Source organism: Flavobacterium flavigenum (assembly GCF_027111255.2).
In the GTDB taxonomy this organism is placed as follows: domain Bacteria; phylum Bacteroidota; class Bacteroidia; order Flavobacteriales; family Flavobacteriaceae; genus Flavobacterium; species Flavobacterium flavigenum.
Map to the genome: position 1 here is coordinate 3,787,085 of NZ_CP114285.2, position 16,402 is coordinate 3,803,486.

Consider the following 16,402-nt stretch of genomic DNA (forward strand, 5'->3'; position numbering starts at 1 on the left):
TTAAGAAAATTTAAAGTACAATTATATGTCAGCAGAAGCGCACGGTCACGATCACGGACACGATCACGAGCACGAACATCATCATAAAGACACATTCATTACTAAATATATTTTTAGTATTGATCACAAAATGATTGCTAAACAATACTTGATTACAGGTATTATTATGGGAATTATTGGTATTGTAATGTCTTTACTTTTCAGAATGCAATTAGCTTGGCCTGAAGAGTCTTTTAAAATATTTAATGTTTTATTAGGAGATAAATTCGCACCTGATGGTGTAATGGCTAATGATATTTATTTGGCCTTAGTCACGATTCATGGTACCATCATGGTATTCTTCGTATTGACGGCGGGTTTGAGTGGAACTTTCAGTAATTTACTTATTCCACTTCAAATTGGTGCAAGAGATATGGCTTCAGGATTTATGAATATGATTTCATACTGGCTCTTTTTCTTATCTGCTGTAGTAATGTTGTGTTCTTTATTTGTTGAAGCTGGACCAGCTTCTGCAGGTTGGACAATCTATCCTCCATTAAGTGCTTTGCCACAAGCAATTCCTGGATCTGGTACGGGTATGACTTTATGGTTAGTTTCAATGGCGATATTTATTGCATCTTCATTGATGGGATCTTTAAATTATATTGTAACTGTAATTAACTTAAGAACAAAAGGAATGTCTATGACCAGACTTCCTCTTACTATCTGGACATTTTTTGTAACTGCTATTATTGGAGTTATTTCATTCCCGGTATTATTATCTGCGGCTTTATTATTGATTTTTGATAGAAGTTTTGGTACTTCATTCTTTTTATCTGATATCTATATCGCTGGTGAAGTTTTACATTACCAAGGAGGTTCTCCAGTTTTGTTTGAACACTTATTCTGGTTCTTAGGTCACCCTGAAGTTTATATTGTAATCTTACCAGCAATGGGTCTTGTATCTGAAATTATGGCTACGAATTCACGTAAACCAATCTTTGGATACAGAGCGATGATTATGTCTGTTCTTGCAATCGCATTCTTGTCAACTATTGTTTGGGGGCACCATATGTTCCTTTCAGGTATGAATCCTTTCTTAGGATCTGTATTTACATTTACAACATTATTGATTGCAATTCCATCTGCTGTAAAAGCATTTAACTGGATAACAACTTTATGGAAAGGTAACTTACAATTCAATCCTGCAATGTTATTCTCTATTGGAATGGTTTCTACTTTCATCACAGGAGGTTTAACCGGAATCATTTTAGGGGATAGTACTTTAGATATTAACGTTCATGATACTTATTTTGTAATTGCTCACTTTCACTTAGTAATGGGTATCTCTGCACTTTACGGAATGTTTGCTGGTATTTACCACTGGTTCCCTAAAATGTACGGAAGAATGTTAAACAAAAACTTAGGTTATATCCATTTCTGGGTAACTGCAGTTTGTGCTTATGGAGTTTTCTTTCCAATGCACTTTATTGGATTGGCTGGTCTTCCAAGACGTTATTATACAAATACAAACTTCCCATTATTTGATGATTTACAAAATGTAAATGTTTTGATTACAACATTTGCTCTTGTAGGAGGTGCGTTCCAATTAGTATTCTTATACAATTTCTTTAGTAGTATTTTTTATGGTAAGAAAGCGGTTCAGAATCCATGGAAATCTACAACATTAGAATGGACAACTCCGGTTGAACATATTCACGGTAACTGGCCAGGTGAAATTCCTCATGTATATCGTTGGCCGTATGATTACAGTAACCCAAATCATGATGTAGATTTTGTTCCTCAAAATGTACCAATGAAAGAAGGTGAAGAAGTTTTACACCACTAAAAATATTTCAAAAGACCATCAGAAATGATGGTCTTTTTGTTTTTATAAAAATTTTATCTCTGAACTTTTACTGTTTTACAAACTGATTACTTTGTCTATCTTTGTAAAATGAATGAGAATCTAGATCCTACCACAAAAGGATACAACCCAGAAGAGTTAGATCTTGAAAAAAGATTGCGTCCGCTGTCATTTGATGATTTTGCCGGACAAGACCAGGTTTTAGAAAATTTAAAGGTTTTTGTCGCAGCTGCTAATCAGCGCGGAGAAGCACTTGATCATGCACTTTTTCATGGGCCTCCCGGACTAGGAAAAACTACTTTAGCTAATATTTTAGCGAACGAACTTGAAGTCGGAATCAAAATTACTTCTGGTCCTGTTTTGGATAAGCCAGGTGATTTAGCAGGTCTGTTGACAAATCTAGATGAAAGAGATGTATTATTCATTGATGAAATTCATCGTTTGAGTCCTATTGTTGAAGAATATTTATATTCTGCTATGGAGGACTTTAAGATTGATATCATGATTGAATCCGGTCCTAATGCCAGAACGGTTCAAATTAATTTAAATCCTTTTACCTTAATAGGGGCTACTACGCGTTCAGGATTATTGACTGCTCCTATGCGTGCCCGTTTTGGAATATCTTCCCGTCTTCAATATTATACGACCGAACTTTTAACTACAATTGTAGAAAGAAGTGCTTCTATTTTGAAAATGCCTATCGATCTTGAAGCAGCAATAGAAATTGCAGGCCGCAGCCGTGGTACACCTCGTATTGCAAACGCATTATTGCGCCGTGTACGTGATTTTGCGCAGATAAAGGGGAATGGTATTATTGATTTAGAGATATCAAGATATGCTCTTAAAGCACTAAATGTTGATGCGCATGGGCTTGATGAAATGGATAATAAAATTTTATTAACGATTATCAATAAATTTAAAGGAGGCCCTGTTGGTCTTTCTACTCTGGCAACAGCAGTCTCTGAAAGCAGTGAGACAATTGAAGAGGTTTACGAGCCATTTTTGATTCAGGAAGGTTTCATTATGCGTACTCCCCGTGGTCGTGAAGTTACAGATAAAGCCTACAAACACTTAGGAAAAATAAACACGAATATTCAAGGAGGATTATTTTAATTTACTATCCAATGTCCCTAAGTAAAATATATAATTATCCAAATAAGCTTTCAATTTTAAGATTTTTTCTGGATGCTGAAGGGATACGTAAAAATCCTATTCCGTTTCATAATAGGTACTTTAATGTTTTAGGGGATTCATTTTCTATTAGAATTGGAAAATCCAAATATATCATTTTGTCCAGGGACAATGATGTTGCCGAATATATTTTGCAGAAAAATCACAAGAACTATCATAAATCAAAGTTTCAGTCTGTATATCTTTCGAAATATTTAGGTAAAGGACTTTTAACAGTTGATGGTGAATTTTGGCTAAAACAAAGAAGACTTATTCAGCCAGCTTTTCATAAGCAAAAAATGAATGAGCTGGTTGAAAACATGGAAAAGATAATTGCTTCAGAACTAAATGATATAGTGGCAGAAAAACCTATTGATCTTTTTCCTATTATGAGTGAACTGGCCTTTAATGTGGTGGCTAAATCATTATTTCAGCTTTCTACCTCTGATGAAAAATTAAATCGTATAAAATTTATTATCGAAGAAGTTCAGAATTTCTTAATCAAAGAAATTAGACTTCCACATAAAGCGTGGTGGTTTTCAATTAGTGGTCAGGTAAAAAAACATCTTGAGTTGGCTTATGAAAATAATAAAATTATTAGGGAAATTGTAGAGGAAAGGATTGCTTCAAAAAAAGAAATTAATGATTTGCTGAATATGCTTCTTGAAACACGTTATGAGGATAGTGGTGAAGGAATGTCTGTAGAACAATTAATAGATGAGATAAAAATTCTTTTTATTGCCGGGCATGAAACAACCGCTAATGCTTTAACTTTTACCTTACATCTTTTAGGAAATAATCCTGATGTACAGGAGAAGATATTCGACGAAATCTTCAAAATTGAATCGGAGACTGATAATGTAGTGGAGCAGCTGCAAAGAATGACTTATACAAATGCAGTTTTAAATGAGTCAATGCGATTGTATCCGCCTGCCTGGATTACAGACAGGGAAAATGTCGATGATGATACTCTGGGAGATTTTAATATTAAAAAAGGAACCCTGATTGGTGTTTCTTTTTATGAACTGCATCGTAATCCTAAATATTGGGAAAACCCTAATGCGTTTATTCCTGAACGTTTTCTTGGTGAACAAAAAAAGAAATCGCTGCAATATTTTTATCCTTTTGGAGCCGGGCCAAGAATGTGTATTGGGGCAGGATTTGCTATTTATGAAATGTGTCTTACACTTTCTTATATTGTAAAAAGATACTTGATTAAATCAACTAAAAATGAAATACGGTTTAATCCGTTAATCACTTTAAAACCAGTTGGAGCTGAAGTAACATTCTCTAAAAGATGACCATTAATGCTAAAGGGACATATTCGAAATTTATTAAATCTGAAGCAAAACGACTTGGTTTCATTTCATGTGGGATATCCAAAGCAGGATTTCTTGAACAAGAAGCTCCACGTTTGGAAAAATGGTTAAAAAATAATTATAATGGGCAAATGGCCTATATGGAAAATCATTTTGATAAACGTTTAGATCCAACATTATTGGTTGATGATGCCAAAAGTGTAATTTCGCTTTTACTAAATTATTACCCTGCAGAGGTTCAGAATAATGAAAGTTTCAAAATCTCAAAATATGCTTATGGGCAGGACTATCATTTTGTAATTAAAGAAAAACTCAAAGAATTTCTTCATTCAATCCAGGAAAATATAGGTGATGTTTCGGGACGTGCTTTTGTAGATTCGGCTCCTGTTTTAGATAAGGCCTGGGCAGCAAAAAGCGGTTTGGGATGGATTGGTAAAAACAGCAATTTATTAACTCAGAAAGTAGGTTCGTTTTATTTTATTGCTGAACTTATTCTGGACTTAGATCTAGAATACGATCATACGGTAACGGATCATTGTGGTTCATGTACAGCCTGTATTGATGCCTGCCCAACACAGGCAATAGTCGCTCCTTATGTAGTAGACGGAAGCAAATGCATCTCTTATTATACCATTGAACTTAAAGAAAATATTCCATACGAAATGAAAGGCAAATTTGATGAATGGATGTTTGGCTGCGATACCTGTCAGGATGTTTGTCCCTGGAATCGTTTTTCTAAGCCTCATGCTGAACCTTTATTTAATCCTAATCCTGAGTTGCTTTCTTTTTCCAAAAAAGACTGGATTGAAATAACGGAGGAAACTTTTCGCTCAGTTTTTAAAAATTCCCCTATTAAGAGAACTAAATTCGATGGTCTGAAGAGAAACATTAAGTTTTTGGAGTAGTAGTTGAAAAAAATAAAAACTTTACAGTAAGGTCTTTCTGGGTTAAGGAAAGACTTTTTGCTTTAATTTAATATTGAAACGTTGCATTTTTCACAAAAAAAAGGTTGTGAACGATTCTTTTCTTTCGGAGAATATTTCTAAATAGTTAAATGTCTTATAATGATTTAAAAATGAATTTGTTAGATGTTAAAAAACATAGTGGCTTATCTTTTTATGTTTAATTTTTTTTAACTTTATAATCCTAAAATTTTTCAGATATGACTGTAAATCAAATACTAAACGCGAAAGGAAAAAATGTTTATTCCGTACGTTCAACAACAACTGTTTATGATGCATTGAAAGTAATGGGTGAAAAAAATATAGGGGCTATTCTGATTATCGATGGTTCTGAGTTAAAAGGAATATTGTCTGAAAGGGATTATGCACGAAAAATTGTTTTAAAGGATAAATCATCAAAAGAAACTTTAGTTGATGAAATCATGGAAAGCACTGTTTTTACAGTTAAACTTTCGGATAATTTAGAAAATTGTATGGAACTTATGAGTACAAAAAGAATACGACACCTTCCGGTTTTAGAAAATGAAATTGTTGTAGGTATAATTTCGATTAGTGATGTTGTAAAAGCTATTATCGAATTGCAGAAGGATACGATAAATCATCTTAACTCTTATATTTCTCAATAAGAATTTAAATAATAAAAATTTATAAATAGTCCGAAATGTATCGGGCTATTTTTTTATCCAAAATTTAAACATTTTTAGTAAAAGTATGCTCAAAAACAAACAGTTTTATTTCAAGTCTTATATCTTTGTGAGAATATAATTAAATTGAAAACGAATGAATAAAGAGACAAAAAGAAGAGAAGCATTAGTATATCATGCAGAACCAACTCCAGGGAAAATTCAGGTAGTTCCAACTAAAAAATATGCAACTCAGAGAGACTTGTCTCTGGCTTATTCGCCTGGAGTTGCAGAACCATGTTTAGAAATCGCAGCAAATCCTGAAGATGTTTATAAATACACAGCAAAAGGAAATTTAGTAGCTGTAATTTCAAACGGGACAGCCGTTTTAGGTTTGGGAGATATAGGTCCTGAAGCAGGAAAACCGGTAATGGAAGGAAAAGGTTTGCTTTTTAAAATTTTCTCTGATATTGATGTTTTCGATATTGAAATCGGAACAAAAGATGTTGAAGAGTTTATTCAGACTGTAAAGAATATTGCCCCAACTTTTGGAGGAATTAATCTAGAAGATATAAAAGCCCCTGAATCTTTCGAAATAGAAAGAAGACTGATCGAGGAGTTAGATATTCCGGTAATGCATGACGATCAGCATGGAACCGCTATTATTTCTTCTGCTGCCTTAATTAATGCACTTGAACTCGCAGGAAAAAAAGCTGAAGATATAAAAGTTGTAGTTTCAGGAGCCGGATCTGCTGCTATAGCCTGTACGGATTTATATGTTTTGCTTGGTGTAAAAGTTGAGAATGTTTTAATGTTCAACAGTAAAGGACTTTTAACAAAAGATAATCCTTCGCTTTCAGAGTTGCAGTTGAAATATGCTGTGGATGGTGCTAAAATTGATTTAGCAGAAGCTGTAAAAGATGCAGACGTTTTCATAGGATTATCTTCAGGAAATATTTTATCGGCTGAGATGTTATTGTCAATGGCCGAAAGTCCAATTGTTTTTGCGATGGCAAATCCAAATCCTGAAATTGATTATAATTTAGCTGTCGAAACCCGCAAGGATGTAATTATGGCTACGGGCCGTTCAGATTTTCCTAATCAGGTAAATAATGTTTTAGGTTTTCCTTATATCTTTAGAGGAGCTTTGGATGTTAGGGCAACGAAAATTAATGAAGCTATGAAAATGGCAGCCGTAAAAGCACTGGCTTCATTAGCGAAACAATCTGTACCAGAACAGGTTAATGTGGCTTACGGTGCAACAAAATTAGGTTTTGGCCGTGAATATATTATTCCGAAGCCATTTGACCCAAGATTGATTGCAGTAGTTGCGCCCGCTGTTGCAAAAGCAGCTATAGAATCAGGCGTTGCCAAAAATCCGATTACAGACTGGGCAGCTTATGAAGAAAAGCTTTTGGAACGTTTGGGCAATGATAATAAGATGGTTCGTTTGATTACAAACCGTGCAAAAATGGATCCGAAACGAGTGGTTTTTGCTGAGGCAGAACATTTGAATGTGTTAAAAGCAGCTCAGATTGTTTACGAAGAAGGTATTGGTTTTCCAATTCTATTAGGGAATAAAGAAATTATTTTAGAACTTAAAAAGGAATTAGGTTTTGATGCCGATGTTGAAATAATCGATCCTAAGACAAATGAAGAAGAAGAAAGGCGCAACAGATTTGCAAATTCATATTGGGAGACAAGAGAAAGGAGAGGGGTTTCTTTGCTGGATGCTCAGAGATTTATGCGCGAAAGAAATTATTTTGCAGCAATGTTGGTTAACGAAGGTGAAGCAGACGGTTTGGTTACAGGATATTCAAGAAGTTATCCAAGTGTTGTAAAACCAATGATGCAGTTAATTGAAAAAGCACAAGGTGCATCTCTTGTTGCTACTACAAATATGATGCTTACAGCACGTGGTCCAATGTTTTTGGCTGATACAGCAATAAACATTAATCCATCTGCGGATGATTTGGTTAATATTGCGATTATGACTGCTAAAACGGCTAAAATGTTTGGTATAGAGCCTGTTATTGCAATGGTCTCTTATTCAAATTTTGGATCATCGATTCATGAAAATGCTTCAAAAGTAAGGGAAGCTGTTGCATATTTGCATAAAAATCATCCGGATATGATTGTTGATGGCGAAATTCAGGCCGACTTTGCTTTGAATCCGGAAATGCTTAAGGAGAAATTTCCTTTCTCTAAATTAGCAGGAAAAAAAGTCAATACCTTGGTTTTTCCTAATCTGGAATCAGCAAACATTACATATAAAATGCTAAAAGAGCTGTATAAGGTAAATTCTATCGGACCAATCATGATGGGAATGGGAAAACCGGTTCATATTTTTCAACTAGGTGCAAGTGTTGAAGAGATGGTAAATATGGCAGCAATTGCAGTTATTGATGCTCAGGGAAAAGAATTGAAGAAAATCAAACTAGGGAAATAACAGGGTTTATACGGTTGTTAATGTTGTCTTAAATTTAGTATATTTGACCCCACAAATAATATTATGATAGCACATTTGCAGGGTAAATTGGTGGAGAAAAATCCAACAGAGGTAATTATTGATTGTGCAGGGGTTGGATATCAGGTTAATATCTCGCTGCATACTTTTTCATTACTTCCAAATACTGATTTTATAAAATTATATACGCATCTTCTAATCAAAGAAGATGCGCATACTTTATATGGTTTTGTAGAAAAGTCTGAAAGAGAAATATTTAGAATGCTTATATCTGTTTCCGGAATTGGGGCTAATATTGCCAGGACGATGCTTTCATCTATAGATCCGAAGCAAATTATCAATGCAATTGCTTCAGGAGATGTTGGTGTTATTCAGTCTATTAAGGGCATTGGTAATAAAACGGCTCAAAGAGTCATATTGGATTTGAAAGAAAAAGTCTTAAAATTATATGATTTGGATGAAGTTTCTGTTGTTCAAAACAATACAAACCGAGATGAAGCGTTATCTGCTTTAGAAGTTTTAGGTTTTGTTAGAAAGGCATCTGAAAAAGTTGTTGAGAAAATTGTAAAAGAAGATCCGGACGCTACTGTAGAAACCATTATCAAAAAAGCTTTAAAAGCTTTATAAATTACTATTAAGACACTTGAATTGTATGCGTAAAATTTTACTTTTTTTACTGGTTTTATTTTGTGGCAATGCTTTGCATGCACAGGTAAATCCAACAATTCAGGATACTACTAAAACAGGATTTTCTGTTGGAAAACTAGAATTAGAAAATCCCCCAAGCGTACTTTCCGGGTACAAATACGATCCTGCCACAGACCGTTATATTTATACGAGTTCTGTTGATGGTTTTTCTATTGATTATCCACTGGTTTTAACCCCAAAACAATACGAAGATTTACTGCTTAAGGAATCCAGAAGAAATTATTTCAGGCAAAAAATGATCGCTGTTGACGGGAAAAAAGCAGGTAGTGAAAACGCAAAAAAAGATTTATTGCCAAGATATTATATTAATTCGAGCCTTTTTGAATCTATTTTTGGAAGTAATACAATTGATGTAAAGCCCACAGGATCAGTTGAAATGGACTTGGGATTACGATATAGCAAACAGGATAATCCTTCATTTTCGCCAAGAAACAGATCAAGTCTTACTTTTGATTTTGACCAAAGAATAAGTATGAGCTTAATGGGGAAGGTAGGTACCAGATTAGAAGTAAATGCTAATTATGATACCCAATCTACATTTGCTTTTCAAAATCTTTTCAAACTTGCTTATACTCCAACAGAGGATGATATTATTCAGAAAGTAGAAGTAGGTAACGTGAGTATGCCTTTAAACAGTACTTTAATTCGTGGGGCACAGAGTTTATTTGGTGTTAAGACACAGCTTCAATTTGGAAAAACAACTGTTACAGGAGTTTTCTCTGAGCAGAAATCGCAAACAAAAAGTATAGTTGCTGAAGGTGGCGGAACAATTCAGAACTTTGATTTATACGCACTGGATTACGACAATGACAGGCACTTCTTCTTATCACAATATTTTAGAAATAAATACGATGCTTCACTTAGAAATTACCCTTTTATTGACAGTCGTGTGCAAATTACCAGACTGGAAGTTTGGGTGACAAACAAACAAAATCGTGTAAGTACAACAAGTAATAATTTGCGAAACATTATTGCACTTCAGGATTTGGGAGAAGCACAGCTTACAGGATTGCCTGATTCTGAAGTCGTTGTTATAAATCCTTCAACGGGTTTTTTTAATACTAATAAGCCTGTTGATTCACCTACAGATAATGAAAACAATAAATATGATCCGGCTGCAATTGGTCAGCCTGGATCATATTTAAATTCAAACATTAGAGAAATTGTTACTGCAAAAAATGGTTTTAATAATGCCGACCCTAACAGAAGTGAAGGAAGGGATTATTCAGTCCTTGAAAATGCCAGAAAATTAACCCCAAACGAATATACTTTTAATCCTCAGTTAGGTTATATTTCATTACAGCAGCGTTTGGCGAATGATGAGATTTTAGCAGTAGCCTATGAATATACTGTTGGAGGAGTAGTATATCAGGTAGGGGAGTTTGGTAGCGATGGAGTTGATGGTACAGTAGTGACAGGAAGTTCTCAAAATAACAATCAGGCCGTTATCACACAAAGTCTCATTTTGAAAATGCTGAAAAGCAGTTTAACGAATGTTAATAATCCTGTCTGGAACCTGATGATGAAAAACATCTATCAGATACCCGGGGCTTATCAGATAAAACAAGACGATTTTAGATTTAATATCCTTTATACTGATCCGTCACCAATCAATTATATTTCACCGGTTGATACTGCAAATCCTTTTCCTTCTAATCCAACCGCAGGTAATGAAGTAAAAGATACACCATTATTGAAAGTTTTCAATCTGGATAGATTAAATTACAATAATGATCCGCAGGCAGGTGGAGATGGTTTCTTTGATTATCTGCAAGGCATTACTTTTGATGCGCAAAACGGACGAATTATTTTTACTACCAAAGAACCATTTGGAAAGTTATTATTTGATAAATTAAACACAGGTGCTGCTGGAGAAAATTATAATGATCCTTCTACTTATAATCCGAACCAGAGGAAATATGTGTTTAGGAATATGTATCGGACTACACAGTCTGGGGCTTTACAGGACAGTGATAAAAATAAGTTTTTATTAAGAGGAAAATATAAATCATCCGGAAGTGATGGAATTCCAATTGGCGCCTTTAATGTTCCGCAAGGTTCTGTGGTAGTTACTGCCGGTGGAAGAGTTTTGGTTGAAGGGATTGATTATAGCGTCGATTATCAGTTGGGAAGAGTGCAGATTCTGGATGCGTCTTTGCAGGCTTCAAATACACCAATAGAAGTTTCCTTAGAGAATAATTCTGTTTTTGGTCAACAGACAAGAAGGTTTATGGGATTCAATGTTGAGCATAAAATTTCAGATAAATTTCTTATTGGTGGAACCTATTTGAAGATGACAGAAAGACCATTTACTCAAAAATCGAGTTATGGGCAGGAATCTGTAAATAATACAATTTTCGGATTTAATGGAAATTATTCTACAGAAATTCCATTTTTCACCAGATTAGTAAATAAACTGCCAAATATTGATACAGATGTGCCTTCAACCCTTTCGATAAGAGGAGAAGTTGCTTTTTTAAAACCGGATGCCCCAAAAGCAAGTGATTTTGAGGGAGAAGCTACTATATATGTAGATGATTTTGAGGGGTCACAATCTACTGTGGATATGCGATCTGCTTACGCCTGGAGCCTTGCCTCTACGCCATTTATTAATTCTGATACAGATACTACTTTTGGTGCAGACTCCAATACTCTTAGTTATGGGCATAAAAGAGCTAAACTCGCATGGTATTCTATAGATCCTATTTTTTACACACAAAAACCATCCGGAATATCAAATGACGATTTGTCTTTAAATACTACAAGGAGAATTTACAGCAAAGAATTATATCCAAACACAGATATTGCGCAAGGTCAATTACAGGTAATTAATACGCTTGATTTGAGTTATTATCCTTCAGAAAGAGGACCTTATAATAACAATCCAACTTTTGGTTCAGATCCTGTAAATGGTAATTTTGGAGGGATTATGCGTTCTTTAAATTCAACCAATTTTGAACAAAGCAATGTCGAGTATATTCAATTTTGGATACTCGATCCTTATGTAGGAAATGCATCAGCACAGCCTTCTAATGTCGGAAAAATATATTTTAATTTAGGAGAAGTATCAGAAGATATTTTAAAAGACGGAAGAAAACAATATGAAAACGGACTTGGACCGGATCAGTTAGTAGTTAAGCCAATTTGGGGAGATGTTCCGGCTTCGCAATCCTTAATTTATGCTTTTGATAATAATACCGGAAACAGAACCAATCAGGACGTAGGTTTAGATGGTCTTCCTAATGGAAGGGAAGGTGCCATTTATACTAATTATGCTGCAGAATCAGATCCAGCAGCTGACGATTACACCTATTTCTTAAACACAACCGGAGGTGTTCAGGATCGATATAAAAAGTATAATGGCGTTGAAGGAAACTCTCCTGTAGATATAAATGATGCAAATCGAGGATCAACAACTTTGCCTGATGTCGAAGATATTAATCGTGACAATACTATGAATACAATCAATGCATATTATGAATATAGTATTGATGTTAAACCTGGTATGGCTATTGGGCAAAATTATATTACTGATATTAAAGTGGTAAATAATGTTGAATTACCTAATGGAGGCAGTACGACAGCAAGATGGATCCAGTTTAAAATACCGGTTGCACAACCTCAAAATACTATTGGAAATATCTCTGATTTCAGGTCTATACGGTTTATGAGAATGTTTATGACGGGCTTTAATGATCAGGTTACAGTACGTTTTGGAGCATTAGATTTAGTCAGAGGAGAGTGGAGGAGATATGAAGGAACTATGGATAAAGCTGATACCGATCCAACTAATGACGGAACTGATTTTGATGTACAGGCAGTAAATATTCAGGAAAACAGTACGAAATGCCCCGTAAATTATGTTATGCCGCCAAATGTTCAAAGAGAACAATTGTACAATAATAATACGGTTATCAATCAAAATGAACAATCATTAGCATTACGTGTTTCTGGTAACGGATTAGAAGCGCAGGATTCAAGAGCTGCATTTAAAAATGTCAGTATTGATATGCGTCAGTATAAAAAACTGAAAATGTTTCTTCATGCTGAATCTCTCGAGGGTGAAGCAAGTGTTGCAGACAATGAAATGGTAGCCTTTATTCGATTTGGAAATGATTTTACAGAAAACTTCTATCAGGTAGAAATTCCGTTAAAAGTAACTGTCACTGGAGGTGGCTGTAGTATAAATCCTGACTTGGTTTGGCCACAAGCAAATGAAATGAACCTGGCACTTGATTTACTCACCAGGATGAAAATTAAAGGGATGAGTGTCAATATTAATTCTCCTAAGCGTGATATAAACGGGATTTATTATCCAGATGAAGATGGAGATATCAATGGTGATGTAAATTCAAGAGATGGGGACAGTAGGTTGAGATTAGGTATTAAAGGAAATCCTAATTTTGGTTTGGTCCGAAATTTAATGGTGGGGATCAAAAATGGTAATACCGTTGATAAAAGAATAAAAGGGGAAGTGTGGTTCAATGAGCTTCGTTTGTCTGATATGGAAAACAAAGGTGGTATGGCGGCCATATTGAACGTGGATACGAATATGGCCGATTTTGCTACAGTTTCAGCAACCGGTCGTAAAAGCACAATTGGTTTTGGATCTATTGAAGAAGGTGCAAATGAAAGAGACCGTGAAGATATCCAGCAATATAATATTGTTACGAATTTGAATTTAGGAAAATTACTTCCTCCAAAATGGGGTATAAACCTTCCGTTTAATTATGCAATTGGAGAAGAAGTGATTACGCCTGAATATGATCCCTTTAATCAAGATATTAGGTTGAAACAATTGCTTGATGAAACCACAGATCAGGCTCAAAAAGATAATATTAAAAACAGGGCTATAGATTATACCAAACGCAAAAGTATAAATTTTATAGGTGTTAGAAAGGACAGGGCACCTGAACAAAAGTCACATGTTTATGATGTTGAGAATTTTACTTTCTCTCAATCTTACAATCAGGTTGAACGTCATGATTATGAAATCGAGGATTATGAGGATGAACAGTCAAATTCATCTGTAAATTATGCTTATACATTTCAGCCAAAAGAAATAACTCCTTTCAAGCAGACCAAATTCATGAAAAAAAGTGAATATTGGAAACTGTTAAGCGATTTCAATTTTAATTATTTACCATCTAATATTTCTTTTAATAGTAATATTATCAGACAAAGTAATCGCCAGCAATTCAGACAGGTTGAAGATGTCCAGGGAATTGGCCTTGATGCGCTTTACAGAAGAAATTTTGCACATAATTATCAATATGGATTCGGTTTCAATCTGACTAAATCTTTAAAATTAAATTATACGGCATCCTCAAATAACATTGTTAAAAACTTTCTGAATGATGACAATACTCCGAAAGAAGATTTTAGCATTTGGGATGATTATTTTGATCTTGGAACACCAAATCAGCATACACAACAGCTGGTTTTAAATTATGATATTCCAATTAACAAAGTGCCTGTCCTTAGTTTTATAAAAGCCAATTATTCTTACACTGCAGATTACAACTGGCAGCGTTCTTCAACTGCGTTATCACAATACGAAGAAGAAAATCCAGATGGGTCTTTTACAACATATGATTTAGGTAATACGATTCAGAATGCGAATTCAAATACTTTAAGTACCACTTTTAATATGACTACTTTGTATAAGTATTTAGGTTTGACGACACCCGGATCTAAAAAAGCAGCAAAAACAAAACCTGCAGGACCACCAAAACCAGGGGAAAAAGTAGTGAATACCAATAAAGCACAGACAACGAGAAGTCCGTTTTATGATGGTTTAATTGGGGTTTTGACCAGCGTTAAAAATATTCAGATAAATTATACAGAAAACAGCGGAACAGTCTTGCCAGGTTACACTCCCGGGATAGGGTTTTTAGGGACCTCTAAACCAACGTTAGGATTTATTTTTGGTAGTCAGGATGATATACGATATGAATCGGCTAAAAATGGCTGGCTGACAACTTATGATAATTTCAATCAAAATTATACTCAGGTTAATAACAAGCTTTTGAAGGCAACAGCAAATATTGATTTGTTTCCGGATTTTAAAATAGACTTGACGATGGACAGGTCTTATTCTGAAAATTCTTCAGAGCAGTATAGTGTTGTCAATGGTGAATATACGCCTTTGTCTCCTTATACTTATGGAATGTTTTCTATTTCCACGGTATTAATTAAAACCGCGTTTTCTGCAAGTGATGAAAATGTATCAGCAGCTTTTGATGATTTTAGGGAAAACCGTCTTATAATAGCAAATCGTTTGGCTGAAGAACATTATGGAGCAGGAAATGTTCCGAGATATGGAGATGCTGCTAACCCTATTCCAGCTCCGCCAACTGATCTTAATAATGATCCTGAAAAAAGCAAAAGAGATATTTATACAGCAAATGCAGGATACCCAATTGGATTCGGAAAAAGCAATCAGGCTGTTTTATTACCAGCCTTTTTAGCCGCTTATTCAGGTAGTGATGCCTCTAAGACCTCTACAGGGATTTTTAGAAATTTTCCTATTCCGAACTGGAGTATAAAATACAATGGATTGATGCGTTATAAATATTTTAAAGACAGGTTTAAACGTTTTTCTTTACAGCATAATTACAGAGCTTCTTATACGATTAATCAGTTTAGATCGAATTTTGATTATGATAAAGCCATAGCAAATCCAGATAATATAGAAAATCCTATGCAGGATCCAAATACTTCTAATTTTTACAACAAAACTATTATGTCAAATGTCAATTTGGTAGAACAGTTTAGTCCTTTAATTCGTGTTGATTTCGAATTGAAAGGATCATTGAGGGTGCTTACAGAAGTAAAGAAAGACAGAGCTTTATCTATGAGTTTTGATAATAATTTATTGACAGAAGTTAAAGGTCTTGAATATGTGGTAGGTTTAGGATATCGTTTCAAAGATGTAATTTTTTCATCAACTCTGGCGGATAATCCAACAGGAATTATAAAAAGCGATATTAATATCAAGGCAGATTTTTCATATAGAAACAACCAGACTCTGGTTCGTTATTTAGATTATGATAATAATCAATTGGCAGCCGGACAAAATATCTGGTCATTAAAACTTACTGCAGATTATGCCTTCAGCAAGAACCTTACGGCTATTTTCTATTACGATCATTCGTTTTCGAAAGCAGTTATTTCCACATCATTTCCACTAACAAACATTCGTTCAGGATTTACACTTCGATATAATTTTGGAAATTAATTTTGTTATTATAAACTAATTTTAATTAGAAGATTGTTACATTTGTTGCTTTAAAATTAAATATCAA

8 protein-coding genes are annotated in these 16,402 nt (G+C 34.5%); all 8 read left to right on the plus strand.

Going from position 1 to position 16,402, the window contains the following annotated elements; genetic code table 11:
* The first annotated feature begins 25 nt into the window (after positions 1 to 25).
* The 8 genes from OZP09_RS15705 (at position 26) to sov (ending at position 16,335) form a co-directional block, all read left to right on the plus strand.
* A complete protein-coding gene (locus OZP09_RS15705) occupies positions 26 to 1,828 on the plus strand; it encodes a cytochrome c oxidase subunit I (RefSeq protein WP_223679593.1) in 1,803 nt (600 codons plus the stop codon).
* 108 nt (positions 1,829 to 1,936) lie between these two features.
* Positions 1,937 to 2,959: a Holliday junction branch migration DNA helicase RuvB gene (ruvB, locus tag OZP09_RS15710; RefSeq protein ID WP_223679602.1), complete on the plus strand. Its 1,023-nt coding sequence runs from the start codon at positions 1,937 to 1,939 to the stop codon at positions 2,957 to 2,959.
* An 11-nt stretch (positions 2,960 to 2,970) separates the two neighbouring features.
* A complete protein-coding gene (locus OZP09_RS15715; protein ID WP_281309638.1) occupies positions 2,971 to 4,317 on the plus strand; it encodes a cytochrome P450 in 1,347 nt (448 codons plus the stop codon).
* Entirely contained in the window at positions 4,314 to 5,240 is a 927-nt protein-coding gene (queG, locus tag OZP09_RS15720) for a tRNA epoxyqueuosine(34) reductase QueG (protein ID WP_269234668.1), read from the plus strand. The genes OZP09_RS15715 and queG overlap by 4 nt, the downstream gene beginning before the upstream one ends.
* Positions 5,241 to 5,497: 257 nt before the next feature.
* Positions 5,498 to 5,923, plus strand: coding sequence for a CBS domain-containing protein (locus OZP09_RS15725; RefSeq protein ID WP_269234669.1), 426 nt, complete (start codon positions 5,498 to 5,500; stop codon positions 5,921 to 5,923).
* 154 nt (positions 5,924 to 6,077) lie between these two features.
* Positions 6,078 to 8,369, plus strand: coding sequence for an NADP-dependent malic enzyme (locus tag OZP09_RS15730; RefSeq protein WP_269234670.1), 2,292 nt, complete (start codon positions 6,078 to 6,080; stop codon positions 8,367 to 8,369).
* 63 nt (positions 8,370 to 8,432) lie between these two features.
* Positions 8,433 to 9,014 (plus strand): Holliday junction branch migration protein RuvA, encoded by a 582-nt coding sequence (gene ruvA, locus OZP09_RS15735; protein WP_269234671.1) that lies wholly within the window; start codon positions 8,433 to 8,435, stop codon positions 9,012 to 9,014.
* 25 nt (positions 9,015 to 9,039) lie between these two features.
* The gene (sov, locus tag OZP09_RS15740) at positions 9,040 to 16,335 is read left to right on the plus strand and encodes a T9SS outer membrane translocon Sov/SprA (RefSeq protein WP_281309639.1); all 7,296 of its coding nucleotides are present in this window, start codon (positions 9,040 to 9,042) and stop codon (positions 16,333 to 16,335) included.
* Positions 16,336 to 16,402 lie beyond the last annotated feature (67 nt).